Here is a 23,525-nt window from a genome sequence, read left to right as displayed (position 1 = left end):
GGCGTCACCTGGGGATTGCCGATGAGCCCGTCGGCATCCAGGCTCCCCGGAGGTCGCGGGCTCCCCGAGGAATAGACTGGATGCCATCGACACCGTTCTTCCGGGATCCTCCGTGGCCACTTCCTCTTCCGCGCGCACCTTCGACGTGCGCCATCTGCAGCTCGCGCGCGCCTTCTTCGCCGCCGTCGCCGCTGCCATGGTCACCTTCTCGTCCGACCACTCCGCGTCCGTGGGTCTCGCCGTCTTCAGCGGATTCACTCTCGCCACGGCGCTCGTCTTCGCGCTGTCGGCCTGGCTGGTCTTCCCCCGTGGAAGCCGCGCGACGGTCATCGTCCTCGCGGTCGTCTCGGCGGTCGCGGGCATGGCGGCGAGCGTCCCGTCGTGGCGCGAGACCGGCACCTTCTTCGCCATCGTGATCGCGTGGGCGTTCGTGAGCGGCCTCGTCGAGGTCATCGCCGCGTTCCGCGATCGTCGAGCCGCCCGCACCGCCGCCGCCCCGCGCGACGGTCTGCTCATCGGCATCCTGACTCTCGTCCTCGGCGTCGGCCTCCTGGTCACCAACCCGCAGTTCGCCCTCGGCTACGCGATCGAGGGAGCGGGTTCGTTCACGCTGACCGGCATCGTCATCGCCGTCGGACTCTTCGGCGGTTACGCGGCGGTCGTCGCCGTCTTCCTGGCGATCGCGGGATTCTCGCCGCGCCGCCCCGAGCCGATCCCGGCTGCACCCACCGAGGAGGCCGTGTCGTGACCGACAAGCCCGCCGAAAAGCCGACCCGTCGCGATCTGATGAAGCCCGTCCAGCTGCTGGGCCTCGCCTTCGGTGCCGCCCTGTTCGCCGGCTTCGTCACGCTCATGTCGATGGGCTTCTTCCAGACGCGTCCCGCCGACGAGATCCAGCGCGCTCTCGTGGTCGGTCTCGTCGCCGCCGGCGTCACCTTCATCGTGGTGCTCGTGAGCGTCGCGCTCATGCTTCTCGTCGTCGACCCCGCGAAGGTCACCGCGACCGTCGACCGGCCGTTGCTGCTTCCGAAAGAGACTCCGGATGCCGCCACCCCCGACGCCGCGAACGCCCCCGAGGCCCCGCCGGCCGACGGCGGTCCCGAGAAGCCGCGGAGCTAGACGCCCGCTGGGGCCTGCGCACTCTCCCGCCGCCGGATCTCCGCCGGGCGCCGCCTGAATCAGTCCCGCCGCGGATCGATCATCGTCATGCCCGCCGGCGACGCGGTGTCCATGCCGGGCAGAAGGGTCGCCGCCTCGCTCAGGCCGATGACGCGCTCGATCAGGTCGTGCGGCCGCAACGCGCCGCTCTCGATCAGCGACAGCATCTCGGGATAGTCGACGGCGGCCATGCCGTGGCTGCCCAGGAGGTCGAGCTCCCACGCGATCACGCGCGCCATGGGCATCGACGTCATCCCGTCGGCGGTGGGGAGTAGACCGATCTGCACGTGCCGCCCGCGGCGGCGCAAGCTCAGCACGGCGTCGCGCGAGGTCTGGGCGCTGCCGACCGCGTCGACGGCGACGTGGCTCCCGCCGCCGGTGATCTCGTGCACCACGGCCGCGATGTCGGACCCGTCGGCGAGCAGGGTGTGCTCGGCGCCGAGGCGAGCAGCCGCCTCGAGAGCCGCGGGCGTGCGGTCGACGACGATCACGCGCGCGCCGAGGGCGACCCCGATCATCACCGCGCTGAGGCCCACCCCGCCGGCCCCGACGACGGTGACCCACTCGCCCGCCTGCACGCGCGCGCGGCCGGTGAGGGCGCGGTACGCCGTGGCGAAGCGGCATCCGAGCGCCGCGGCCGCCTCGTAAGAGACGCCGTCGGGGATCCGCACGACGTTCGTGTCGGCCGCGCGCAGCACGACGCGCTCGGCGAACGAGCCCCACTGCGTGAACCCGGGCTGCTGCTGGTCCGGGCACACCTGCGCGTCGCCCGCGAGGCACCACTCGCACGCCCCGCAGCCCATCACGAACGGCACCGTGACGCGGTCGCCGACGCTCCACCGCTGAACGCCCGCGCCGACCTCGACGATGACGCCCGCCAGCTCGTGGCCGGGAACGTGGGGGAGCGAGACGTCGTCGTGCCCGACCCACGCGTGCCAGTCGCTCTTGCAGAGCCCGGTCGCGTGCACCTCGACCACGACCCCGCCGTCCGGAGCGGTCGGGGCCTCGACGTCGCGCACCTCGAGGGGTGCGGCCAGGGCGTCCATGATCATCGCGCGCATGGCATCCATTCTTCCGCCCGCCGCCGGGGTCGCCGGCCGCCGGCCGCCGTGCAAGGACGTGGCAGCCGTACCGTCGCGCGGAGTTCTTGGCCGACACGCCGTGTCTGGCGGTCGTGGGTGGGCGTGTCGGGGCCGAACTCCGCCTGACGGCCCGGCCCGACGGCCCCACCTCCCACCGCCCACGGCCCGACGGCCAACGGCCCACGGCCCCACCTCCCACCGCCCACGGCCCACGGCCCGCGGCCCCACGGCTCACGAAGTCGCGAGCGACGCCGCGTCACTCCATCCAGAGCACGATGCCGCGTTGGCCTGTGAGCACCGAGGCGACGCCCGCACGAACGGCGGCGGCCGCGCGTTCCGGGGTGAACGACGCCGGGTCGTACGCGGATGCCGTCCCGAGTCCCTCGCCGCGGTACGCCGCCCCCGTCCAGTCGACCGCGGTCACGTTCTCGGTCGGCTCGGCGAGTTCGGCGCCGACGATGAGGAACTGCCGGTCGAGGTGGCTCGCGGTCACCGTGGCCAGCGGATCGACCAGTGCGTCGCCCGCGCTGATGATGAGGTCGGGGTTCATCTGCATCGCGGCGACGATCCCGTCGATCATGTCGTCGTCCGCGTGCACGATCTCGAGGTCGGCCCGTGTCTCGGTCGCCCATCCCTGCACCGCTCGAACGAGCACGGCCGTCGGGGCGTCGTCGCCCACGGTCAGCAGCACGACCCGCAGGCCCTCGGGGGCGCGGACCCCATCCCACGACCCCGGGGAGGGCGAATGCGTGGACTCCGGCGCGGGAGGGGTCGCCGGGAAGAACCCCGCCGCAGGCGAACCGATAGGTGAAGGTACCGGTCGTATCTCGCTCCACCCGGGGGTCGTGGAGCACCCCGCCAGCAGGATCAGGGCGGCGAGCGTCGCCACCGTGGTCGTCATCCGCCTCACCGTCCCACTCTGCGCGCGCCGTGCGCGGCCCGGGTGGACCGCGGGAGAACGGCGGGCGCACGTTACGTTTCCGTTCTCCTCACCGCGTCCCGCCGTTCAGCACGGCGGAGCACCCTCATCGCGGAAAGGTCTCCATGTCTTCAGCGATTCGGCGCGTGACCCGCGCTCTTCTCTTCGTGGCGGGCGTCACCGCGCTCCTCGCCGTCGCGGCACCCGCCTCGGCGCACGGCATCCTGTCGGTGGTCTACGCCGACCTGTCCAGCGGTGGTCCGGGTGTCGTCCATACGCAGCTGCAGGTCGAGTACGACCTGTTCGTCGTCTCCGCGGCCGACGCGGCGAAAGACGACCCGCTCTATCGCGCGGGGATGGACGCGTTCGACGCCGGAGACGCCGAGCAGCAGGTCGCCGTCCTCCAGGCGCACCGCCCCGCGGTGTCGTCGTACGTGACCGAGCGCTTCCGCATCGACGCCGCAGGACAGGAGTGCGCCCCCACCCTCGCGGGCGACATCACCATGACCCAACAGGACGGCGTGCCCTACGCCGTGCTCGGGCTGGATTACGCGTGCCCGCCGTCCGAGAACGGGCACGAGGTCTTCTCGTCGCTCTTCCCCGACGCCGAGGGCTACGTCACCGACACGAAGACGATCCTCACGTACTCCCTCGACCTGCACGAGGGGAGTACGGTCCTGGATGCCGAGCACCCGTCGTTCACGACTGCCCAGACGCCCCTCGAACGCTTCTGGGAGTTCTTCCGGCTCGGCGCCGAGCACCTGCTCACCGGGATCGACCACATCCTCTTCCTCCTCGCGCTGATCGTCGGCTCCCGACGCCTGCGCGAGGTCGTGATCGCGGCGACGACCTTCACGCTCGCCCACTCGGTGACGTTCATCCTGGCGGCGACCGGTGTCGTCGCCGCTCCGCCCGAGCTGGTCGAACCCACGATCGCCCTCTCGATCGCCGTCGTCGGCGCGTGGTACCTGTGGCGCCTGTGGCGCGGCGGCAAGGTCGATCAAGACCTCTCGCACGCCCACGGCTTCCTTCGCCTCGACCGGGCCGGATGGCTGCGGGTGGGTGTCGTCTTCCTCTTCGGCCTCGTGCACGGGCTCGGCTTCGCCTCGGCGCTGGGCATCGACGAGCCGTGGTCGTGGACGCTGCTCTGGTCGCTCCTGGTGTTCAACGTCGGCATCGAGGCGGTGCAGATCGGCCTGATCGTCGTGGCCTTCCCGCTCCTCGTGCTGCTGCGTCGCCACTACCCCCGCATCGGGATGTGGGCGAGCGGTCTGCTCGCCGTCGTCGTCACGGTGGCGGGGCTCGTCTGGTTCGTCCAGCGGATCCTGGGCATCGAGTGACGAGCGTTGACGGACTCGATAGGTGCACTGAGTCAACCATTCATCCGATGGTCACCGGGCGGGCGGAGCGTGGGGGAGCCCGCCGATCGCGGGCCCCCCACCTAGAGAAACGGACAGCCATGCTCCTTTCCGCATCGACGTCGCACGGGACGCGCACGCGTCGCCGCGCCACGTGGATCGCAACGGCCGTCGTCGGCGTCTCGCTCGTGCTCTCGGGCACAGCGGTGGCGTCGGCTGCGCAGGCCGACTCCCCGGCGACCCTCTCCGGCGTCATCCTCGGCGTCGGGGCCGACGAAGCACAGCGCATCGTCACCTGGTACTCCTCGGCCGACACCGCGCAGACCGTGCAGGTCGCGCCGACCTCGACGCTGGTGAACGGCGAGTTCCCCGCCACGGCCACGACGTTCTCGGCATCCGGGACCGCCAATGTCGCCACGAGCGGCGGGTACAACCGCCACGCGACGATCACGGGCCTCGCGGAGAACACCGGCTACTCGTACCGCGTGGGCTCCGACGGCAACTGGTCGTCGACGTACGCGTTCAAGACGCAGTCGTTCGAGGGCGACTACGACTTCCTCTTCTTCGGTGACCCGCAGATCGGGTCGTCCGGCGACGTCGCGAAGGACCAGGCGGGGTGGCAGGACACCACGAAGGTCGCCGTGAACGCCGACCCGAACGCCGAGCTGCTCGTCTCGGGCGGCGACCAGGTCGACTCGGCCAACAACGAGGCCCAGTGGAACGCATTCCTCGCCCCCGACGAGCTGCGCCAGTACCCGTGGGTCGCCACGATCGGCAACCACGACGTGGGCGGCAAGGCCTACGAGCAGCACCTGTACACCCCGAACACCGACCGCTCGGGGGCGTACTACCGCAAGGGCGCCGCGAGCACCGGCACCGAGTCGGGCGGTGACTACTGGTTCATCTATAAGGACACGCTGTTCATCGACCTCAACAGCAACAGCTACGCCACCTCCCAGGGCGGCGGCGGAGACGACGCCCACGTGGCCTACGTCACGGACGTCGTGAACAAGCACGGCGCCGAGGCGAAGTACACGGTCCTCGTCTACCACCACGCGATCTACTCGCCGGCCGACCACGCGAAGGATGCCGACAACAAGGTCCGTCGTGTCGATTTCCCGACCGCGTTCTCGAAGCTCGGCGTCGACCTGGTGCTCCAGGGCCACGACCACAGCTACTCGCGCTCCTATGAGATCAAGAACGGGGCGAAGGCGAACGCCGACGAGAAGCCCGGTCAGGACGAGGTCTTCGAGGGCCCCGGCGGCGTCGTGTACGTCACCGCCAACTCGGCATCCGGATCCAAGTACTACGACATCACCGCGCCCGACAACAGCGGCACGAGCGGTGCGGGGAACGGCGCCGATCCGCTGAACCCGAACAACTACTGGTACAACTCGGTCGAGAACCAGGAGCACGTGCGCTCGTACGTCAAGGTCCAGGTGCAGAAGGACCAGCTCGTCGTGCAGAACATCCGCTCCGGCGACTGCTCGGCCCCGAACGCCGCCGTCGAGCTGAACCGCGTGCTGTGGTGCGGTCCCCAGAACGGCACCCAGCCGGCCCAGGCCGTCGGGTCGATCCAGGACGAGGTGACAATCCACCCCAACCACGGTGACGGCCAGGACATCCAGGTCGACGTGCCCTCGGGCGCGCCGGGCGAGTTCGGCTGGACGATCAACGGCCACAACGGTCTCGTCGACCTCGGTACCGCCGAGGAGAAGAACCTCCAGTACTTCGAGGCCACCGGTCAGATCAACCCGATCGCCGTGACCGACACCCGTCGCAGCAAGGCCGCCTGGTCGGTCTCGGCGTCGGTCGGCACCTTCACCGACGGCTCGAAGACGTTCGAGGGCAAGTACCTCGGGTGGACGCCGAAGGTCGTCACCCCGGGTGCCGGCGCTGTCGCGGGTGCGGCCGTCGGCTCCGGCTACGACGGCGGCGACGGCCTGTCGACGTCGCGGGTCCTCGGCTCCGCCGCCATGGGCCACGACCGTGGCACCGGCGTCGTGGGGGCAGACCTCGACCTGAAGATGCCCAACTCGATCGACAAGGGGAGCTACCGCGCGACCCTGACCCTCACCGCGCTGGCCGGCTGACCAGCGAACCGGGCCGGCGGGGAGTCCCCTCCCCGCCGGCCCCTTCTGAAGGATCCCTCATGAAGAACCTCTCCCGTCCCCTCGCGCTGTTCCTGGCGACGTCCGTCGTGGCCGCCGTCCCCCTGGCCGCCGCCCCCGCGGCGTTCGCCGCGACCGACGACGTGACCTGGACCGTGCGCACCGCGTCCAACGACCTCGGCGCCGACCGGACGAACTTCTCCTACGCGCTCAACCCCGGAGCCCATCTCGACGACGGCCTCGTCGTCGCCAACCGCGGCACCGAGGCTGTCGAGCTCGACGTCTATGCGGCAGACGGGTACACGACCTCGACGGGCGCCGTCGATCTGCGTCTCGCCGCCGAGGAGCCGGTGGGCGTCGGCAAGTGGATCGTCGTTCCGCAGCACCACGTGTCGGTGCCCGCCGGGCAGACCGTCGAGGTGCCCTTCACGATCGACATTCCCGCGGATGCCACCCCCGGCGATTACGCCGGCGGCGTCGTCACCTCGCTCACCGTGGCCGACCAGACGGCGAACGTCAACGTCGACCGTCGTCTCGGCATCCGGGCCGGCATCCGGGTGGGCGGCGATCTTGCTCCGGCCCTCGCCCTCGACGATGTCGGCGTCGACTGGGACGGCGGTGCCGTCCCCTTCCTCTTCGGCGACGCCACCGTGCACTACCGCCTGCACAACGCCGGCAACGTCTCACTCACGGCCGACGACACCGACGCCGTCGCCGGCCCCTTCGGCTGGGGAGAGGTCGATGCGACCCCCGGTGACGCCGCTCCCATCCTGCTCCCCGGGGAGTCGTGGCAGCGCGACGTGCGCGTTCCCGCCGTCGCCGCGATGGGGATGATCTGGGCGTCGGTGACGGCATCGCCCACGGTCACCGACGCCTCGGGATCGACCACGGTCCTCGACCCGGTCGTCGGCTCAGCCATGGGCTGGGCGGTGCCGTGGCCGCTGCTCGTCGTTCTGCTGCTGGCCATCGGCGCGGCCGTTCTCGGTCCGCGGTGGGTGCGTACTCGTCGTCGTCGGCGTCAGGATGCCGAGGATGCCCGCGTCGCCGAGGCGGTGGCGCGCTCGCTGGCCGAGAACGCCGTGCCGACCGCGGCGGCGGGGCGGTCGTCGTAGCCGTTCGGGTTGTCGGGGCCGCGCGGTTCGCGGGGCGCGCGCGTGCCGTCAGGCGGAGTTCCTGGACGACACGCCGCGACCCGGTGCCGCGGCGCGGCGTGTCGTCCGCAGACTCCGCCTGACGGCACGCCGCCGAGCAGGCCCCGGGCGACGCCGCCTACAGAGAGTCGACCACCCGCGAGGCCAGGCCCGCGTACGCCGCCGGGGTGAGCGCGAGCAGGCGTTCTTTCGCGGCATCCCCGATGTCGAGGCCGCGCACGAACTCGGCCAGCTCGGGGGCGCCGACGCGGCGACCGCGCGTGAGGTCCTTCAGCAGCGCGTACGGGTCGGTGATCGTCGAGCGACCGGCGGCGATCTCGGCGCGCACCACGGTCTGGATGGCCTCGGCGAGCACCTCCCAGTTCACGTCGAGGTCGGCCAGCAGCACGTCCTCGGCGAGCGAGATCTCGGTGAGGCCGCGCTGCAGGTTGTCGAGCGCGAGCAGCGAGTGCCCGAAGGCGACACCGATGTTGCGCTGGGTCGTGGAGTCGGTGAGGTCGCGCTGCATCCGGCTGGTGACGAGAGTGGATGCCAAGGTGCTGAACAGTCCGCCGGCGATCTCGAGATTCGCCTCGGCGTTCTCGAACCGGATCGGGTTGATCTTGTGCGGCATCGTCGACGAGCCGGTGGCTCCCGCGACGGGGATCTGCGTGAAGTACCCGAGCGAGATGTACGTCCAGATGTCGGTGGCGAGGTTGTGCAGGATGCCACCCGCGTGGCGCGCGCGGTCGTAGAGCTCGACCTGCCAGTCGTGCGACTCGATCTGCGTCGTGACGGGGTTGAAGCCGAGGCCGAGCGACTCGATGAACGCGCGCGTGAGCTGCGGCCAGTCGACGTCGGGCTCGGCCGCGACGTGCGCCGACCAGGTGCCGGTGGCACCCGAGAACTTCGCGAGGTACTCCCCGGCATCCAGCTGACGGATGACGCGCTCGAGGCGCCACGCGAACACGCCGATCTCCTTGCCCATCGTCGTGGGCGTCGCGGGCTGGCCGTGCGTGCGCGAGAGCATCGCGGCGTCGCGGTGCGTCACCGCGAGCTCGGCGAGGGCGGCGGTGACGGCGCGGAGCTTCGGCAGCCACACGCGCTCGACGGCGCGCTGCACGGTCAGGGCGTAGGCGGTGGAGTTGATGTCCTCGCTCGTGCACGCGAAGTGCGTGAGCTCGGCGAGGGAGGTGAGCCCGAGGCTGTCGAGCCGGTCGCGCACGAGGTACTCGACGGCCTTGACGTCGTGGCGGGTGACCGCCTCCTTTTCCTTCAGCCAGGCGATCTCGTCGGCGCCGAACTCCTCGTACAGCGCACGCAGGCGCGCACGGTCGGCGTCGGACACCGGCGAGGTGCCGAACAGCGAGCGGTCGGTCAGGGCGAGGAGCCACTCGACCTCGACCTCGACGCGGGCGCGGTTCAGGCCCGCCTCCGACAGATAGTCGCCGATTTCTGCGACAGTGCCGAAGTACCGGCCGTCGAGCGGGCTGAGGGGCTGCGGAGGCAGAGCGGACACGGGTCTCCCGGGGGTCGCGCGAAGGGGTCAGCCCGCGGAACGGATGGCGGGCTCGAGCTGCCGGAACAGAGCGCGGCAGGCACTCTCGATCATACCGAGCACCTCGTCGAACATCGGGGGGCCGGCGTAGTACGGGTCGGGGACGTCGAGGGTCTCGGCATCCGGAACGAACGACTGCAGCAGGGTGATCTTGTCGGCGGCGTCGTCGTCGCGGGCCCAGCCGCGCAGGACACGTTCGTGGCTGCGGTCCAGCGCCACGACCAGGTCGTTGCGCTCGAAGTCGGCGTACTGGAACTGTCGCGCGCGATGCGCCGCACCGTCGTACCCCAGACGCTCCAGAGCCGCGAGGGTGCGGTGGTCGGCGCGTTCCCCGACGTGCCAGTCCCCGGTACCGGCCGACGACGAGGCGACGCGCGAGCCCAGCCCCGAGGAATCCGCGAGATGACGGAACACCACATCGGCCATGGGGGAGCGGCAGATGTTGCCGCTGCACACGAACACGACGCGGAAGGGCGCGTCGGCACTCGCGGTCATCCCTCCATCATGGCGCTGAAGCGCCGCGACCGCACGCGCCGATTCCTCCGGACGCACGCCGGTTCCGGTCCCCTCGACGGGCTCGGGGACCCGGGTGACGCGAACCGACCCGTCAGCGCCGCGAACGCTCGTCTCGACGCGGACGCAGGATGCCGCCGAGCACGGCGTTGATGATGCCGATCAGCAGCGCCGCCACGACCGTCAACCAGAACTCGCCGGTGCGCAGGCCCCAGTCCCAGTTCGCGGTGATGACGGCGGTCAGCCACAGCAGGAATCCGTTGATCACGAGCGAGATGAGCCCGAGCGTGAGGATGTACAGCGGGATCGCCACGATCTTGACCACGGTCCCGACGATCGTGTTCACCAGGGCGAAGATGAGCCCCACGAGCAGCAGGGTGAGGGCGACCTGCAGCCACTCCCCGGGCGCGAAGGGGATCAGCCGCACCTGCAGGGCGGGCAGCAGCGTGACGATCCAGATGGCGAAGGCGTTGACGGCGACGCGGACGACGAAGCGCATGCCCCCACCCTGGCACGCCGGTGCCACGGTCCGGCAGGGGCTTGCGACGGATGCCACGGAGGGACTGACGCGCGACGGCCGCCCGCGGTTAGGCTCGCGGGGTGAGTGAAGAGCCGGTCCTCCCCCGAATCCGCCCCGAGATCGCCGCCCTGCCGGCGTACCGCCAGGGCCGACAGGCCAGCGCCGACGCGTTCAAGCTGTCGAGCAACGAGAACCCCTTCGACCCGCTCCCCGGTGTTCTCGAGGCCATCCAGGGCGCGTCCGGGATCAATCGGTATCCGGATGCCACGGCCGCCCGCCTCCGCGAACGTCTCGCCGCGCGACACGGCGTCTCGCCCGACGACGTGCACATCGGTGCCGGCAGCGTGTCTCTGCTCGCGCAGCTGCTTCTCGCGACTTCGGGGCCGGGCGACGAGGTCGTCTACGCCTGGCGCTCCTTCGAGGCCTACCCCTCGCTCGTCGCCGTCGCCGGCGCCACCAGCGTGCAGGTGCCCCTGACCGACGACTTCCGCCACGACCTCCCCGCGATGGCCGCCGCGATCACCGAGCGCACGAGCCTGGTCATCGTGTGCAGCCCGAACAACCCGACGGGCCCCACCGTCACGCACGACGACTTCGCCGCGTTCGTCGAGGCCGTGCCCGCCGACGTGCTGATCGTGCTCGACGAGGCGTATGCCGAGTTCGTGACCGACCCCTCCTCGGTCGAGGGCGACCGCGTGCGCGCGATCATCGCCCGCCCGAACATCGTCGTGCTCCGCACCTTCAGCAAGGCTTACGGGCTCGCGGGCCTGCGCGTCGGCTACGCGATCGGCCACACGCGGGTCCTGGATGCCGCGCGCAGCACCGCGATCCCGCTGTCGGTCACGGCCGCGGCCGAAGAGGCGGCGCTCGCGAGCCTCGCCGCCGAGTCCGAGCTGCTGGAGCGCGTCCGCGTCATCGCCGAGCGCCGCGACCGTCTCGTCGCCCGCCTCCGCGATGCCGGGTGGCCCGTCCCCGACGCCCAGGGGAACTTCGTCTGGCTCCCCGCGGGAGACCGGGCACTCGAGGTCGCGTCGGCCTTCGAAGCGGCGGGCCTCGTGGTGCGCCCCTTCGCCGGCGACGGCGTGCGGATCTCGGTCGGTGAGGAAGAGTCGCTCGACCGCATCGTCGAGGTCGCGGCCGCGACGGCGCCGCGCTGAGCGCGGTCCATCTGCATGACCCGTGGGGCGCATGAGGCCTCGAAGCCGTCGCCCGGGCGCGTTCAACCGCGTCGGTCCTGCAATTGGACCACGGTGTCGATTGTCGATCACGTACGCCGAATCCCGGCATCCGTTGTTCACCTCATGCAGTCCTCGGCATAGGGCGAGCATTAGCGTGGGAGCATGACCCCGCTCGACGACCCCGCTCTCGTGCGCGTTCTGGCAGCCGACGGCACGCTGGCCCCCACGCCCGCCGCCGAGCGCTACCTGCCGCTCATCGACGCCCTCACCGACGCCGAGCTCGAGACGTTCTACCGTGACATGGTCTCGATCCGCGCGTTCGACGTGCAGGCCACCAACCTGCAGCGCCAGGGGCAGCTCGCCCTGTGGCCGCCGTCCTTCGGGCAGGAGGCCGCCCAGGTCGGATCCGCCCGGGCCGCTCGCGCGCAGGACCACATCTTCCCCTCGTACCGCGAGCACGTGGTCACCCGCATCCGCGGCGTCGACCCGCTCGACATCATCCGGCTCATGCGCGGGCTCACCCACGGCGGGTGGGATCCGAGCGACCCGAAGAACGGCAACACGCACATCTACACGCTCGTGCTCGGCGCGCAGACGCTGCACGCCACGGGTCTCGGGATGGGGCTCGTGTTCGACGGCAAGTGCGGCACCGGAGACCCCGAGCGCGACGAAGCGGTCATCGTCTACTACGGCGACGGCGCGTCCAGCCAGGGCGACGTGCACGAGGCGATGGTCTTCGCCGCGAGCTTCCAGACCCCCGAGGTCTTCTTCCTCCAGAACAACCAGTGGGCCATCTCGGTCCCCGTCGCCACGCAATCGCGCTCGCCGCTGTACAAGCGCGGTGAGGGATACGGCATCCCGAGCGTCCAGGTCGACGGAAACGACGTGCTCGCCAGCTACGCCGTGTCGAAGACCGCCCTCGACGAGGCGCGTGCCGGCGGCGGACCCCGCGCGATCGAAGCGATGACCTACCGGATGGGTGCGCACACCACGAGCGACGACCCGACCAAGTACCGCACCTCCGACGAGGAGCAGTCGTGGGGCCGTCGCGATCCGATCGCCCGCATGCGCGCGTTCCTCGAGGCCCGCGGTGCCTCGCAGCAGTTCTTCGACGACGCGGATGCCGAGGGCGCCGCGCTCGCCGACGACGTGCGCGTGCGCACGAACGAGCTCGGCACGATCCCGCGCGCGCACATGTTCGAGAGCGTGTACTCCGAGGCGCATGCGTTGATCCAGGAGGAGCAGCGCTGGCTCGACGATTACGAGGCGTCGATGGAAGGGGGCGCGCAGTGACCGAGAACATGCCGATCAGCCGCGCGCTGAACGCCGGGCTCCGCCGCGCCCTCGAGACCGATGACCGCGTGCTGCTCATGGGCGAGGACATCGGCCCGCTCGGCGGCGTCTTCCGCGTGACCGAGGGCCTGCAGAAAGACTTCGGTCCGCGCCGCGTCATCGACTCGCCCCTCGCCGAGTCGGGAATCGTCGGCACCGCCATCGGTCTCGCGATGGGCGGCTTCAAGCCGGTGCTCGAGATCCAGTTCGACGGCTTCGTCTTCCCGGCGTTCGACCAGATCACCTCGCAGCTCGCGAAGATCACGAACCGTCACGAGGGCGCGGTGCGCATGCCCGTCGTCATCCGCATCCCCTACGGCGGGCACATCGGCGCCGTCGAGCACCACCAGGAGAGCCCCGAGGCGTACTTCACGCACACCGCGGGTCTGCGCGTGGTCAGCCCCTCGAACGCCAACGACGCGTACTGGATGATGCAGCAGGCCATCGCCTCGCCCGACCCCGTCATCTTCCTCGAGCCGAAGGCGAAGTACTGGCAGAAGGGCGAGGTCGACCTCGACGCCCCCGCCCTGCCGCTGCACGCCAGCCGCATCGTCCGCCGCGGTACCGATGTGACGCTCGTCGGTCACGGCGCGATGGTCACGACCCTGCTGCAGGCGGCCGCGCTCGCCGAGAGCGAGGGCACGAGCTGCGAGGTCATCGACCTGCGTTCGCTGTCTCCGGTCGACTACGGCCCGCTGCTCGACTCGATCCGCCGCACCGGCCGCATGGTCTACGCGCAGGAGGCGCCGGGCTTCACCTCGCTCGGCTCCGAGATCGCCGCGACCGTGATGGAGAAGGCGTTCTTCGCGCTTGAGGCGCCCGTGCTGCGCGTGTCGGGCTTCGATGTGCCCTTCCCGCCCGCGAAGCTCGAGGGCACCTATCTGCCCGACGCCGACCGCATCCTCGAGGCCGTCGACCGCTCGCTGGCCTACTGACCCATGATCCGCGAGACTTCATTTCGCTGACGAAACCGCGACATTCTGCCGCTGTCTCGTCAGCCCGATGCAGTCTCGCGAGCAAAGGACACCCCGTGACCGAGCAGACCTTCGTCCTCCCCGACGTCGGAGAGGGCCTCACCGAGGCCGAGATCGTGCAGTGGCGCGTCGCCCCGGGTGACACCGTCGCGGTCAACGACGTGATCGTCGAGATCGAGACGGCGAAGTCGCTCGTCGAGCTGCCCTCGCCCTACTCGGGCACGGTCGGCGAGCTCCTGGCATCCGAGGGGTCCACCGTCGAGGTCGGTGCGCCGATCATCACGATCGGATCTTCGGATGCCGCTGCCCCGGCGCCCGCGCAGCCGACCACGGTTCCCGAGCCCAGCGATCCGGGCGGAGCGGTGCTGGTGGGCTACGGCACCGGTGGCGCCGTGTCGTCGCGGCGGCGCAAGCCCGCGGAGCGCCCCGTCAAGGCATCCGTGGGGGTCGTCGCGAAGCCCCCGATCCGCAAGCTCGCTCGCGACCTCGGCGTCGACCTGTCGGCGGTCACCCCGAGCGGTCCGGCCGGCGAGGTCACCCGCGACGACGTCGTGAAGCACGCGGAGCAGGCGAGCGTCTTCCGCAACATCGAGACGCCCGCGTGGGGCGAGGTGCGCGAAGAGACGATCCCCGTTCCCGCCCCGGCCGCCCCGGCGCCGGTCGCCGACGCCCGCGAGGAGTCGATCCCTGTCCGAGGCGTCCGCAAGGCCACCGCGAACGCGATGACCTCGAGTGCCTACTCGGCCCCCCACGTCTCGGTGTGGGTCGACGTCGACGCGTCGCGCACGATGGAGCTCGTCAAGCGCCTGAAGGCCTCGCCCGACTTCGCCGACGTGAAGATCTCGCCGCTGCTGATCATGGCGCGCGCCGTCATCTGGGCGCTCCGCCGCACGCCGATGATCAACGCCGCCTGGGTCGACACCGAGGACGGCGCGCAGATCTCGGTGCGCCACTACGTCAACCTCGGCATCGCCGCCGCCACCCCCCGCGGCCTCCTCGTGCCGAACATCAAGGACGCGCAGGCGATGAACACGCGCGAGCTCGCGAAGGCGCTCGAGAGCCTCACGCTCACCGCGCGCGAGGGGAAGACGAGCCCGGCCGACCAGACCGGCGGCACGTTCACGATCACGAACATCGGCGTGTTCGGAGTGGATGCCGGCACCCCGATCATCAACCCCGGCGAGGCCGGGATCATCGCGCTCGGCGCGATCCGCCAGAAGCCGTGGGTCGTCGACGGCGAGGTGCGCCCCCGCTGGGTGACCACGGTCTCGGGTTCGTTCGATCACCGCGTGGTCGACGGCGACGGCATCTCGCGGTTCATCGCGGACGTGGCATCCGTTCTGGAGGAGCCGGCGCTGCTGCTCGATTGACATCCGAGTCGAATCGACCACATGGATTCCGTGACGCTCGGTCGCTAGACCCGTTCGTCCCTCTCGGCGAAGGCCGGCGCGGGGCTTGACGCTCACTCGGGCAGGGATGCCCGCTCGCCGGCCGGGTTCTCGCGCGTCGGGATGAACAACGCCAGGACGAGGGCGACGGCCGCCGCGCCGATCCCCAGCAGGAACGACACCTGGAACGCCTGCGCCGTGGGGATGCGGGTGTCGCCGTCGCCGGTCGACAGCGTCGCGAGCACGACGCCCACGATCGCCGCGGCGGTGCTCGTGCCCAGCGACCGCGCCAGGGCGTTGAGCCCGTTCGACGCTCCCGTCTCGCTCGGCGGGACCGCGCGCATGATGAGCATCGGCATGGCGGCGTAGCCGAAGCCGATCCCGAAGCCGATGAGGATGTTGGCGACGACGAAGTGCCACACCTCCGTCGAGAAGACGAGGCTGAAGCCGTACGCGAGGATCAGCGAGATCGACCCGGCGATGAGCAGCACCCGCGGCCCGATCGTGCGGGCGAGGGTGCCCGAGATGGGCGAGAGCACCATCATCACGAGCCCGGACGGCATGACCACGAGGCTCGCGGCCAGCAGCGAGAGGCCGAGGCCCACGCCCGTCGCGAGCGGCAGCTCGAGCATCTGCGGGTAGGCGACGTTCGAGGTGAACAGGGCGAAACCCATCGCGATCGAGGCGAGGTTGGTGAGCAGGACCGGGCGGCGCGCCGCGACGCGAAGGTCGAGGAGCGGGTTCTCGGCGCGCAGCTCGTACCAGCCCCAGACGAGCAGGATCAGGATGCCGCCGGCCGCCAGGCCGAGAGTGAGCGGCGAGATCCAGCCCCACGTGTTGCCGCGCGAGACGGCGAGAAGGATCCCGATCAGGCCGATCGCGAGGCCCACGGCTCCGAGGTAATCGAAGCGCCCGGCCGTGCGCAGCACGCTCACGGGGACGACCCACAGGACGAGCGCGAAGACGACGGCGCCGAGTCCGCCGGCGATCCAGAACAGCCAGTGCCAGTCCGTGTTCTCGGCGACCAGTGCGCTGATGGGAAGCCCCAGCGCGCCGCCGACGCCGAGCGTCGCGCTCATCAGCGCGATCGCGCTGTCGACGCGGTTCTCGTGCAGCACGTCACGCATGATCGAGATGCCGAGCGGCACGACGCCCACCACCGCGCCCTGCAGAGCGCGGCCGACGATCAGACCGACGATGCCGCCCGAGACAGCGGCGATCACCGACCCGGCGATCATCACCGCCAGGAGGACCAGCACCATGCGGCGCTTGCCGTACATGTCGCCCAGGCGTCCGGCGATCGGCGTGAACACGGCGGCCGCGAGCAGCGTCGAGGTGACGACCCAGGCGGTGTCGTCGCGCGAGGCGTTCAGCAGAGTCGGGAGCTGCGACTGGATGGGCACCACGAGGGTGAACATGAACGACGAGCACAACCCCGCGAGGGCCAGGACGGCGACGACCGCCCCCTGAGGTGGCATCCGGGTGAGTCTTCTTCGTTCGTTCTCATCCCGTGGCATCGGTTCCAGGCTATCCGGCTCGGGGACGGCGAAGGCTGCGCCGGTGGCTGACGAGGTCATCGCCCACGGCGAGAACGGATCAGTCGGCGCCTGCCGCCTGCGTCGCCGACGAGATCCGAGCGCTGGACCGCCGCGCGCGCAGCACGGGATCCGTCTGCCGGAGGACGGATCCCGTGCGGCCCGAGATCCTCTCGAGCACCAGCGAGGCCGCGAGGAAGCCCATCTCCTCGCCGAACTGGTCGATGGTGGTGAGTCCGATCAGCGGATGCGACGCGATGGGGACGTCGTCGTAACCGACGACGGAGAACTCCTCGGGTCCGAGGCCCCGCTCGGCACTTGCACGCAGGGCGCCGAGCGCGAGTTCATCGTGTCCGGCGAACAGGGCCGTGGGCGGGTCGGCGAGGGACAGGAGCGAGATCGTCTCCGCGTAGGCCGCCTCTTCCGTCAGGGGGATGGCGCGAGTATCGGTGGGCAGCCCGCGCTCGGTCATGAGCTCGTCGTAGATTCGGGTGCGGGCGAGATGGGGGTCGGCCGGTGGGTCCGAGAGCGCTCTCTGATCGACGGTGAAATGAGCGATCCGGCGGTGGCCCAGTTCGAACAGGTGGGCCATGACCAGACGGCTGCCCTCTTCGTCATCACCCGTGACGACGTCGTAGTGCTCCGGATCGTCATGCTGGCCGATCTGCACCAGCGGGACGCGCAGGCCGAGTTGTTCCAGCCATGTCTGACTCACCGCGGGGGCGACGGCGATGATGGCATCCACCTGCCGGTCGACCAGGCTCTCGAGGGCTGCCTTCCCGTTGGCCGCGTGCGTCATGGGGGCCAGGATCGTCTGGTACCCCGTCCCCTCCAGATGATCGAAGACGCCGACGAGAATCCTCGCGAAGAACGAGTTGTCGACGCGCGGTAGCTGCACGCCCACCGTTCGGCTCGATCCGCGCATGGCGCGCGCCGCGACGCGAGGGCGATAGCCGAGATCGGCGATCGCGGCGCTGACGCGCTCGCGCATCGAATCACTCACCCCGTAGGCGTCCCGGATGACCTTCGACACGGCGGCGCGCGACACGCCCGCGGCTCGCGCGACGTCTTCGATGGTGGCCCGGGTCGGGGCGATCCCTCCGGGTGGTGTCGCGTCGGGCGAGGGGGTGGGAAGGGCGGCAGGGGTCAAAGCGTCTCCGTCGTCGATGACTGGGCGTGTCCAGTGTAGACCGGTTGACATTTTCACAGAAGTGCGTCTAACTTGAGCGCGGCGGGTAACTCCGACCCGTGTGTAGATCAATCTACACAGCCCGCCGTCCTGACCCTTACAGAGAGGTAAGCCATGTTGTCCCGCAGCAGCGCGCTTCGTACGAGCGCCGCCCTCACCGCATCCGCCCTGGTCGCGGTATCCCTCGCCGCCTGCTCCTCCGCCGGAAACGGCGGCGACGGGGCCAATGCCGAGGTGACCGTCTCCGTCTACAACGAGGCCGCCGTGGTCAAGACCGTGACGGCCCTCGCCGAAGCCTTTCAGAAGGAGAACCCGGGCATCACGGTCACGGTGGACCCGCGTCCCACGGGAACCGAAGGCGACAACCTCGTCAAGACGCAACTGTCGACCGGGGAGATGGACAGCGTTCTGTTGTACAACAGCGGCTCCCTCTTCCAGGCGCTGAACCCCGACCAGACCCTGACGGATCTCTCCGGCGAGTCATGGGCCGCCGACGTCTCGGATGGCTTCAAGGCCGTCGTCTCCACGGATGCCGGGTTCTACGGCGCTCCGCTCGGCACGTCGTACGCGGGGGCCGTGGTCTACAACAAGAAGGTCTTCGCCGACCTGGGCATTGAGGTGCCCAAGGACTGGGCCTCGTTCACGGCCGCCGCTGCGAAGATCAAGGCCGCCGGCATCACTCCGGTCGAGCAGACCTACGGTGACTCGTGGACCTCGCAGCTCTTCGTGCTCGGCGACTTCGGCAACATCCTCGCGCAGGACCCGCAGTGGGCTGAGGAGTACACCGCCAACAAGGCGAAGTACGCCGACCAGCCGGCGCTCACCAGCTTCCAGCACCTGCAGGACGCGTTCGACGCCGGGATGTTCAATCAAGACTTCGCCTCCGCGACAGCGGCAGACGGAATCGCTGCGCTGGGCAGCGGCAAGGCGGCCATGTACCCGATGCTGACTCAGGTCGTGCTCGGCCAGCTCGCGCAGGACGCGCCCGACCAGATCGCGGACCTCGGAGTCTTCCCGTTCCCCGCGGACGCCGCCGCAGACACCACGCTGACGGTCTGGCAGCCGTCCGCCCTGTACATCCCCAAGACCACCGAGGGTGCGCAGCTCGACGCCGCGAAGAAGTTCATCGCGTTCGCGAACTCCTCCGCGGGCTGTGACATCCAGAACGCCAATGGCAACGCCGCGGGCCCGTACGTCATCGACACCTGCAAGGTTCCGACGGATGCCGCTCCGCTCGTCTCCGACATCGCGTCGTACGTCGACGGGAGCAAGTCCGCCTCCGCGCTCGAATTCCTCTCGCCGATCAAGGGACCGAACCTCGAGAACATCTCCGTCGAGGTCGGATCGGGCATCCGATCGGCCGCCGACGGCGCCGCCGCGTACGACGAGGACGTGAAGAAGCAGGCGCAGCAGCTGGGCATCGAGGGGTGGTGACGCGCCTCACGCGCACAATCCACTCGTGATCGACCGGGGAGCCGGCTGTCCCCCTGAACTCTCGCAGCCGGCTCCCCACCCACCTAGGAGAAACCCATGGCAAGCACGATGGCTCAGGTCCTTCCCGACCTCGACCGCCGCCGCGGCCGCCGCCGCAAGCGGAGAACCGGCACCGATCCCTTCGCCCGACGGACCTACCCGCTCTGGTTCCACCTGCCGGCATCCCTGCTCTACGTCGTGCTGTTCGCTGTGCCGACGTTCGCGTCGCTGTACTTCAGTCTCACGCGGTGGACGCTGTTCGATGTCACGTTCATCGGTCTCGACAACTTCGTCCAGTTCTTCCAGGACCCTCAGCTCTCGCAGTCGCTCGCCCACACCCTGATCTACGCGGTCGTCACCAGCGGCGCGAAAGTGGTGCTCGGGTTCGCCCTGGCCCTGTTGCTGACCAGCAACCTCATCGGCCGCGGATATCTCCGGGCCGTCACCTTCTTCCCCGTCCTGGTCTCCACCATCGGCGTCGGGCTAACCTTCAAGGTCCTCCTCGACCCGTTCGACGGCGTGGTCAACCAAGCACTCGCGGCCTTGGGTATCGCGGGTCCCGGGTGGCTGACCGACCCGAACCTCGCTCTGCTGTCGGTCGCCCTGGTCGACGTCTGGAAAGGTCTCGGTATCGCGACGCTCATCTACATCGCGGGCATCGTGGCGATTCCGCAGGAGTACTTCGAGGCGGCCCGCGTCGATGGGGCGGGTGCGTGGACCGTTTTCCGGAGCATCATCTTCCCGCTGTCGTGGCCCGCCACTGGAACCGTCATCATCCTCTCCCTCATCGGCGGTCTGCGCTCGTTCGACCTCATCTGGGCGATGACCAAGGGAGGCCCGGGCTTCAGCTCCGATGTGGTGGCATCCGTCATCTACAAGCAGTACCAAGCGGGCTTCTACGGACTCTCGACCGCGGGCAACGTCGTCCTCTTCGTCATCGTGGCGGCGATCATGATCCCTCTCGCCTCCTACATCGGCCGTCGGGGGGTGGAGTCATGAGGCGGACACAGCTGCGCCGATGGATCGTCGGCGCCGTGGCCATCGCCGTCTCGGTACTGGTCTTCCTTGTGCCGTTCGCCTTCATTCTCATCACGGCATCGAAGACCACGCAGGGCGCTTCGCTCCTCGGTTTCTCGCTCCCGGACAAGTGGGTGCTCTGGGACAACATCGTCACCGTCCTGTCGGACCGCAACGGCCTCCTCGTGCGCGCCTTCGTCAACAGCATCGTCTTGACGGTGGCGAGCGTGACGATCATGGTCGTGCTGTCCGCGATGGTCGGCTACATCCTGTCGCGTCGTCAGTCGAGATGGAACGGCGTCATCACCTTCTTCGTGCTCGCCGGACTCATCGTCCCGCCGGCGGTCGTCCCCACCATCTGGGTGCTGCAGCGCCTGGGATTGTTCAAGACGCTGCCCGGACTCGTCCTCATCGAGGCGACGTTCGGTCTGTCCTTCTGCATCCTGCTGTTCCGCGCCTTCGTGGCCACGATCCCGCGGGAGTTGGACGAGGCCGCGGTGATCGACGGCGCGGGTCCCATCCGTCTCTTCTTCCGTGTCGTGCTGCCGTTGCTGAAGCCGGTGATCGTGACGTCGATCGTCGTGCAGTCGGTCGCTGTCTTCAACGACTTCGCCAACCCGCTCTACTTCCTCCCCGGCGATCAGAACGCGACCGTCCAGCTCACCCTCTACAACTACGCCGGCGGCATGGCGGCGAACCAGTACAACCTCCTCTTCGCCGACATCCTCCTCATCACGATTCCTCCCCTCATCATGTACATCTTCTTCAACCGCCAGATCGTCGCCGGAATGACCAGTGGGGCGGTGAAGGGATGACCGGGTCGCCGTTCTCCGTCGCTTCTCTGATCACACCCGGTGCAGCGCTCGACTCCGCGCCCGTCCTGCATGCGCGCGTGGACATCGCCTCGGCAAGTCCCGTCGTATCGGCGGTGCTTCGGTATTCCGCACTCGGCATCGTGGAGGCTCGTATCGACGGCGCCGCGGTGTCCGAAGACGTCCTCACGCCGGGGTGGTCGAGCTACGAGTGGCGCATCCGCGTCGCCGAAGCCGACGTGATCGAGCTAGTGCGCGACTGTTCCGACGTGGAGATCGAACTCGAGCTCGGCAATGGGTGGTACCGCGGCAACCTCACCTGGATGGGGGCTTCCGCGGTCTACGGTGACGACCTCGCCGGCATCGCCGAGCTGGAGGTGCGCTACGAGGACGGCAGCGTGCGCGTCCTCGGGACGGACGCCACGTGGGCGGCCCGCGGAAGCGCCACGATCAGCGACGACCTCTACCGTGGTCAGACGATCGACGCCCGGCTTTGCGGGACGCCGGGGGCGTCGGTTCCCGTGCGCCTCCTCGAGGATGACTTGTCCCGCTTCGAGCCGTACGTCGGTCCGCCCGTTCGCCGTCAGGGAGAGGTGTCGCCCAAGGCCACATGGACGTCTCCATCCGGCGCTCTCATCGTGGATTTCGGCCAGAATCTGGTCGGTTGGGTGCGATGCGAGGTGACGGGCGAACGCGGTTCGGAGATCGTTCTCCGCCACGCCGAGGTGCTGGAAGACGGCGAACTCGCACTCCGCCCGCTACGGTCTGCGACGGCGACCGATCGATTCGTGCTGTCGGGCGGTCGCGATGTTTTCGAACCCACCTTTACTTTCCACGGCTTCCGCTACGTGCAGATCGACGGATGGCCGGGAGGGATCAATGCCTTCGATCCGTCCGCGCTCACCGCGGTGGTGGTGAGTTCCGAGATGCGGCGGATCGGAACGTTCCGCAGCTCCAACGAAGCGCTCAACACGCTTCACCGCAACGTCGTGTGGAGTACCCGCGGCAACTTCCTCGACATTCCCTCCGACTGCCCGCAGCGGGACGAGCGCCTGGGGTGGACGGGGGACATCGCGGTCTTCGCACCGACCGCCGCGTTCCTCTTCGACGTCGGAGACTTCCTGCGTGATTGGCTGCGCGACCTTCGAGCGGAGCAGCAGGGGCAGGACGGCCTCGTGCCGTACGTCGTCCCCGATGTGCTGAAGCACGCCGGGATGCCGGCGGAGTTCACGCCCATGGACTCGACAGCCATCTGGAGCGACGCTGCAGTCTGGGTCCCGTGGGCGGTGTGGGAGGCGAACGGCGATCTCCGGGTCGTCGAGGAGTCGTTCGACTCGATGCTCGCCCACGTGCGGAGGGTCGAGTCCCTGCTCTCGCCCTCCGGCCTGTGGGATGAGGGTTTCCAGTTCGGAGACTGGCTCGATCCGGACGCCCCGCCCGAATCCCCGGAGAAGGCGAAGGCCGACACCGGTCTCGTCGCCACGGCCAGTTTCTACCGCACGGTCGTTCTCACGGCGCGAAGCGCTGAGGTCCTCGAGCGCTTCGATGATCGGGACGTGCTCGACGCACTCGCCGGGCGCGTCCGCGCGGCGTACCGCGTCGCCTACGTCGATGCAGCGCTCAAGCGTCTGCGGAACGACTGCACGACCGCGTACGCCTTGAGCATCGTCTTCGGTCTGCTAAATGAGGAGGAACGGCAGTGGGCGGGTGCCCGTCTGGCCGAGCTCGTCGCCAAGAGCGACTACCGGATCTCCACCGGTTTCGCCGGCACGCCGTTCATTCTCGATGCTCTCAGCTCGACGGGCCAAGTGCCGACGGCCGGACGCCTGCTCCTGCAGAGGGAGTGTCCGTCGTGGCTCTATCCCGTTCGGATGGGGGCGACGACGATCTGGGAGCGGTGGGACTCGATGCTCCCGGACGGGACCGTGAACCCGGGGGAGATGACCTCCTTCAACCACTACGCCTTGGGTGCTGTCGCGGACTGGATGCATCGTGTCCTCGGAGGGCTCGCTCCTGCGGAGCCGGGCTACGGCGAGATCCTCGTCGCCCCTCGTCCGGTGGACGGCGTGGACTGGGCCGAGACCGAGGTCATGACGCCGTACGGAGGCGCCGCTGTGAGGTGGAACCGCGAGGCGGACGGCATCCGGCTCGAAGTCGTCGTCCCGCAGGGCACGAGGGCGCAAGTGGACCTGTTCGACCTCGACATCAGGGTCGGGGCGGGCACTCATCTCTTCCACGCGACCTATCCCGCGACGGCCTCTGCTCTTCTCCGATAGGC

The 23,525-nt window shown here is 69.7% G+C and carries 20 protein-coding genes; 13 read left to right on the top strand and 7 right to left on the bottom strand.

Annotated features, from left to right (window positions below; genetic code table 11):
• The first annotated feature begins 112 nt into the window (after positions 1–112).
• Both ACMW4R_RS02540 and ACMW4R_RS02535 read left to right on the top strand, forming a co-directional pair.
• Positions 113–748 (top strand): acyl-CoA synthetase, encoded by a 636-nt coding sequence (locus ACMW4R_RS02540; RefSeq protein WP_418299046.1) that lies wholly within the window; start codon positions 113–115, stop codon positions 746–748.
• Complete coding sequence (locus ACMW4R_RS02535; RefSeq protein WP_242864303.1) at positions 745–1,119, top strand: amino acid transporter; 375 nt, start codon at positions 745–747, stop codon at positions 1,117–1,119. Before ACMW4R_RS02540 ends, ACMW4R_RS02535 begins: the two co-directional genes overlap by 4 nt.
• A gap of 59 nt (positions 1,120–1,178) precedes the next feature.
• Here the strand turns inward: ACMW4R_RS02535 and ACMW4R_RS02530 are convergent, their stop codons facing one another.
• Positions 1,179–2,219, bottom strand: a complete 1,041-nt coding sequence (locus ACMW4R_RS02530; protein WP_058629239.1) for an alcohol dehydrogenase catalytic domain-containing protein — start codon at positions 2,217–2,219, stop codon at positions 1,179–1,181.
• Between the two features lie 277 nt (positions 2,220–2,496).
• Positions 2,497–3,141, bottom strand: a complete 645-nt coding sequence (locus ACMW4R_RS02525; protein ID WP_418299045.1) for a hypothetical protein — start codon at positions 3,139–3,141, stop codon at positions 2,497–2,499.
• A gap of 164 nt (positions 3,142–3,305) precedes the next feature.
• Between ACMW4R_RS02525 and ACMW4R_RS02520 the strand changes: the two genes are divergently transcribed.
• From ACMW4R_RS02520 to ACMW4R_RS02510, 3 genes are all read left to right on the top strand, one after another.
• Positions 3,306–4,499 carry a HupE/UreJ family protein gene (locus tag ACMW4R_RS02520; protein WP_418299044.1) on the top strand — a complete coding sequence of 398 codons (1,194 nt, stop codon included), beginning with the start codon at positions 3,306–3,308 and terminating at the stop codon, positions 4,497–4,499.
• Positions 4,500–4,618: 119 nt separating this feature from the next.
• A complete protein-coding gene (locus tag ACMW4R_RS02515; RefSeq protein WP_418299043.1) occupies positions 4,619–6,610 on the top strand; it encodes a fibronectin type III domain-containing protein in 1,992 nt (663 codons plus the stop codon).
• A gap of 59 nt (positions 6,611–6,669) precedes the next feature.
• On the top strand, positions 6,670–7,740 hold the full coding sequence (locus tag ACMW4R_RS02510; protein WP_418299042.1) for a WxL protein peptidoglycan domain-containing protein: 1,071 nt from the start codon (positions 6,670–6,672) through the stop codon (positions 7,738–7,740).
• A gap of 157 nt (positions 7,741–7,897) precedes the next feature.
• Here ACMW4R_RS02510 and purB read toward each other — a convergent pair whose 3' ends face one another.
• From purB to ACMW4R_RS02495, 3 genes are all read right to left on the bottom strand, one after another.
• Positions 7,898–9,277, bottom strand: a complete 1,380-nt coding sequence (purB, locus tag ACMW4R_RS02505; RefSeq protein WP_418299041.1) for an adenylosuccinate lyase — start codon at positions 9,275–9,277, stop codon at positions 7,898–7,900.
• A gap of 27 nt (positions 9,278–9,304) precedes the next feature.
• Positions 9,305–9,811: a low molecular weight protein-tyrosine-phosphatase gene (locus ACMW4R_RS02500; protein WP_058596810.1), complete on the bottom strand. Its 507-nt coding sequence runs from the start codon at positions 9,809–9,811 to the stop codon at positions 9,305–9,307.
• Between the two features lie 112 nt (positions 9,812–9,923).
• A complete protein-coding gene (locus ACMW4R_RS02495; protein WP_058627162.1) occupies positions 9,924–10,328 on the bottom strand; it encodes a phage holin family protein in 405 nt (134 codons plus the stop codon).
• A gap of 101 nt (positions 10,329–10,429) precedes the next feature.
• On the opposite strand from ACMW4R_RS02495, the gene ACMW4R_RS02490 reads away from it, so the two are divergent.
• The 4 genes from ACMW4R_RS02490 to ACMW4R_RS02475 all read left to right on the top strand — a co-directional run bounded on the left by ACMW4R_RS02490 (position 10,430) and on the right by ACMW4R_RS02475 (position 15,203).
• Positions 10,430–11,506 carry a histidinol-phosphate transaminase gene (locus ACMW4R_RS02490; protein ID WP_418299040.1) on the top strand — a complete coding sequence of 359 codons (1,077 nt, stop codon included), beginning with the start codon at positions 10,430–10,432 and terminating at the stop codon, positions 11,504–11,506.
• Positions 11,507–11,689: 183 nt separating this feature from the next.
• On the top strand, positions 11,690–12,820 hold the full coding sequence (locus tag ACMW4R_RS02485; RefSeq protein WP_058596807.1) for a thiamine pyrophosphate-dependent enzyme: 1,131 nt from the start codon (positions 11,690–11,692) through the stop codon (positions 12,818–12,820).
• 8 nt (positions 12,821–12,828) lie between these two features.
• Positions 12,829–13,794 (top strand): alpha-ketoacid dehydrogenase subunit beta, encoded by a 966-nt coding sequence (locus tag ACMW4R_RS02480; RefSeq protein ID WP_363336949.1) that lies wholly within the window; start codon positions 12,829–12,831, stop codon positions 13,792–13,794.
• A 95-nt stretch (positions 13,795–13,889) separates the two neighbouring features.
• Positions 13,890–15,203 (top strand): dihydrolipoamide acetyltransferase family protein, encoded by a 1,314-nt coding sequence (locus ACMW4R_RS02475; protein ID WP_418299039.1) that lies wholly within the window; start codon positions 13,890–13,892, stop codon positions 15,201–15,203.
• A gap of 92 nt (positions 15,204–15,295) precedes the next feature.
• Here the strand turns inward: ACMW4R_RS02475 and ACMW4R_RS02470 are convergent, their stop codons facing one another.
• Both ACMW4R_RS02470 and ACMW4R_RS02465 read right to left on the bottom strand, forming a co-directional pair.
• Positions 15,296–16,699: an MFS transporter gene (locus ACMW4R_RS02470; protein ID WP_418299038.1), complete on the bottom strand. Its 1,404-nt coding sequence runs from the start codon at positions 16,697–16,699 to the stop codon at positions 15,296–15,298.
• Between the two features lie 118 nt (positions 16,700–16,817).
• A complete protein-coding gene (locus ACMW4R_RS02465) occupies positions 16,818–17,906 on the bottom strand; it encodes a LacI family DNA-binding transcriptional regulator (RefSeq protein WP_241490510.1) in 1,089 nt (362 codons plus the stop codon).
• A 153-nt stretch (positions 17,907–18,059) separates the two neighbouring features.
• On the opposite strand from ACMW4R_RS02465, the gene ACMW4R_RS02460 reads away from it, so the two are divergent.
• The 4 genes from ACMW4R_RS02460 to ACMW4R_RS02445 all read left to right on the top strand — a co-directional run bounded on the left by ACMW4R_RS02460 (position 18,060) and on the right by ACMW4R_RS02445 (position 23,523).
• A complete protein-coding gene (locus ACMW4R_RS02460) occupies positions 18,060–19,379 on the top strand; it encodes an ABC transporter substrate-binding protein (protein ID WP_418299037.1) in 1,320 nt (439 codons plus the stop codon).
• Positions 19,380–19,475: 96 nt separating this feature from the next.
• On the top strand, positions 19,476–20,417 hold the full coding sequence (locus ACMW4R_RS02455; RefSeq protein WP_418299036.1) for a carbohydrate ABC transporter permease: 942 nt from the start codon (positions 19,476–19,478) through the stop codon (positions 20,415–20,417).
• Positions 20,414–21,250, top strand: a complete 837-nt coding sequence (locus ACMW4R_RS02450) for a carbohydrate ABC transporter permease (RefSeq protein WP_058596801.1) — start codon at positions 20,414–20,416, stop codon at positions 21,248–21,250. The genes ACMW4R_RS02455 and ACMW4R_RS02450 overlap by 4 nt, the downstream gene beginning before the upstream one ends.
• 77 nt (positions 21,251–21,327) lie before the next feature.
• Entirely contained in the window at positions 21,328–23,523 is a 2,196-nt protein-coding gene (locus ACMW4R_RS02445; protein ID WP_418299035.1) for a family 78 glycoside hydrolase catalytic domain, read from the top strand.
• Positions 23,524–23,525 lie beyond the last annotated feature (2 nt).

Origin of the sequence: Microbacterium sp. S1037, assembly GCF_048381605.1 — a bacterium.
Classification (GTDB): domain Bacteria; phylum Actinomycetota; class Actinomycetes; order Actinomycetales; family Microbacteriaceae; genus Microbacterium; species Microbacterium testaceum_B.
This window is presented reverse-complemented; position numbering and strand designations above follow the sequence as displayed.

What these genes read in the sequence shown, in the direction of transcription:
- ACMW4R_RS02480 (WP_363336949.1), top strand. Translation starts at nt 12,829, where the DNA reads ATGCCGATCAGCCGCGCGCTGAACGCCGGGCTCCGCCGCGCCCTCGAG.
- ACMW4R_RS02495 (WP_058627162.1), bottom strand. Translation starts at nt 10,328, where the DNA reads ATGCGCTTCGTCGTCCGCGTCGCCGTCAACGCCTTCGCCATCTGGATC.
- ACMW4R_RS02460 (WP_418299037.1), top strand. Translation starts at nt 18,060, where the DNA reads ATGTTGTCCCGCAGCAGCGCGCTTCGTACGAGCGCCGCCCTCACCGCA.
- ACMW4R_RS02515 (WP_418299043.1), top strand. Translation starts at nt 4,619, where the DNA reads ATGCTCCTTTCCGCATCGACGTCGCACGGGACGCGCACGCGTCGCCGC.
- ACMW4R_RS02455 (WP_418299036.1), top strand. Translation starts at nt 19,476, where the DNA reads ATGGCAAGCACGATGGCTCAGGTCCTTCCCGACCTCGACCGCCGCCGC.
- ACMW4R_RS02525 (WP_418299045.1), bottom strand. Translation starts at nt 3,141, where the DNA reads ATGACGACCACGGTGGCGACGCTCGCCGCCCTGATCCTGCTGGCGGGG.
- ACMW4R_RS02485 (WP_058596807.1), top strand. Translation starts at nt 11,690, where the DNA reads ATGACCCCGCTCGACGACCCCGCTCTCGTGCGCGTTCTGGCAGCCGAC.
- ACMW4R_RS02450 (WP_058596801.1), top strand. Translation starts at nt 20,414, where the DNA reads ATGAGGCGGACACAGCTGCGCCGATGGATCGTCGGCGCCGTGGCCATC.
- ACMW4R_RS02510 (WP_418299042.1), top strand. Translation starts at nt 6,670, where the DNA reads ATGAAGAACCTCTCCCGTCCCCTCGCGCTGTTCCTGGCGACGTCCGTC.
- ACMW4R_RS02500 (WP_058596810.1), bottom strand. Translation starts at nt 9,811, where the DNA reads ATGACCGCGAGTGCCGACGCGCCCTTCCGCGTCGTGTTCGTGTGCAGC.
- ACMW4R_RS02530 (WP_058629239.1), bottom strand. Translation starts at nt 2,219, where the DNA reads ATGCGCGCGATGATCATGGACGCCCTGGCCGCACCCCTCGAGGTGCGC.
- ACMW4R_RS02470 (WP_418299038.1), bottom strand. Translation starts at nt 16,699, where the DNA reads ATGCCACCTCAGGGGGCGGTCGTCGCCGTCCTGGCCCTCGCGGGGTTG.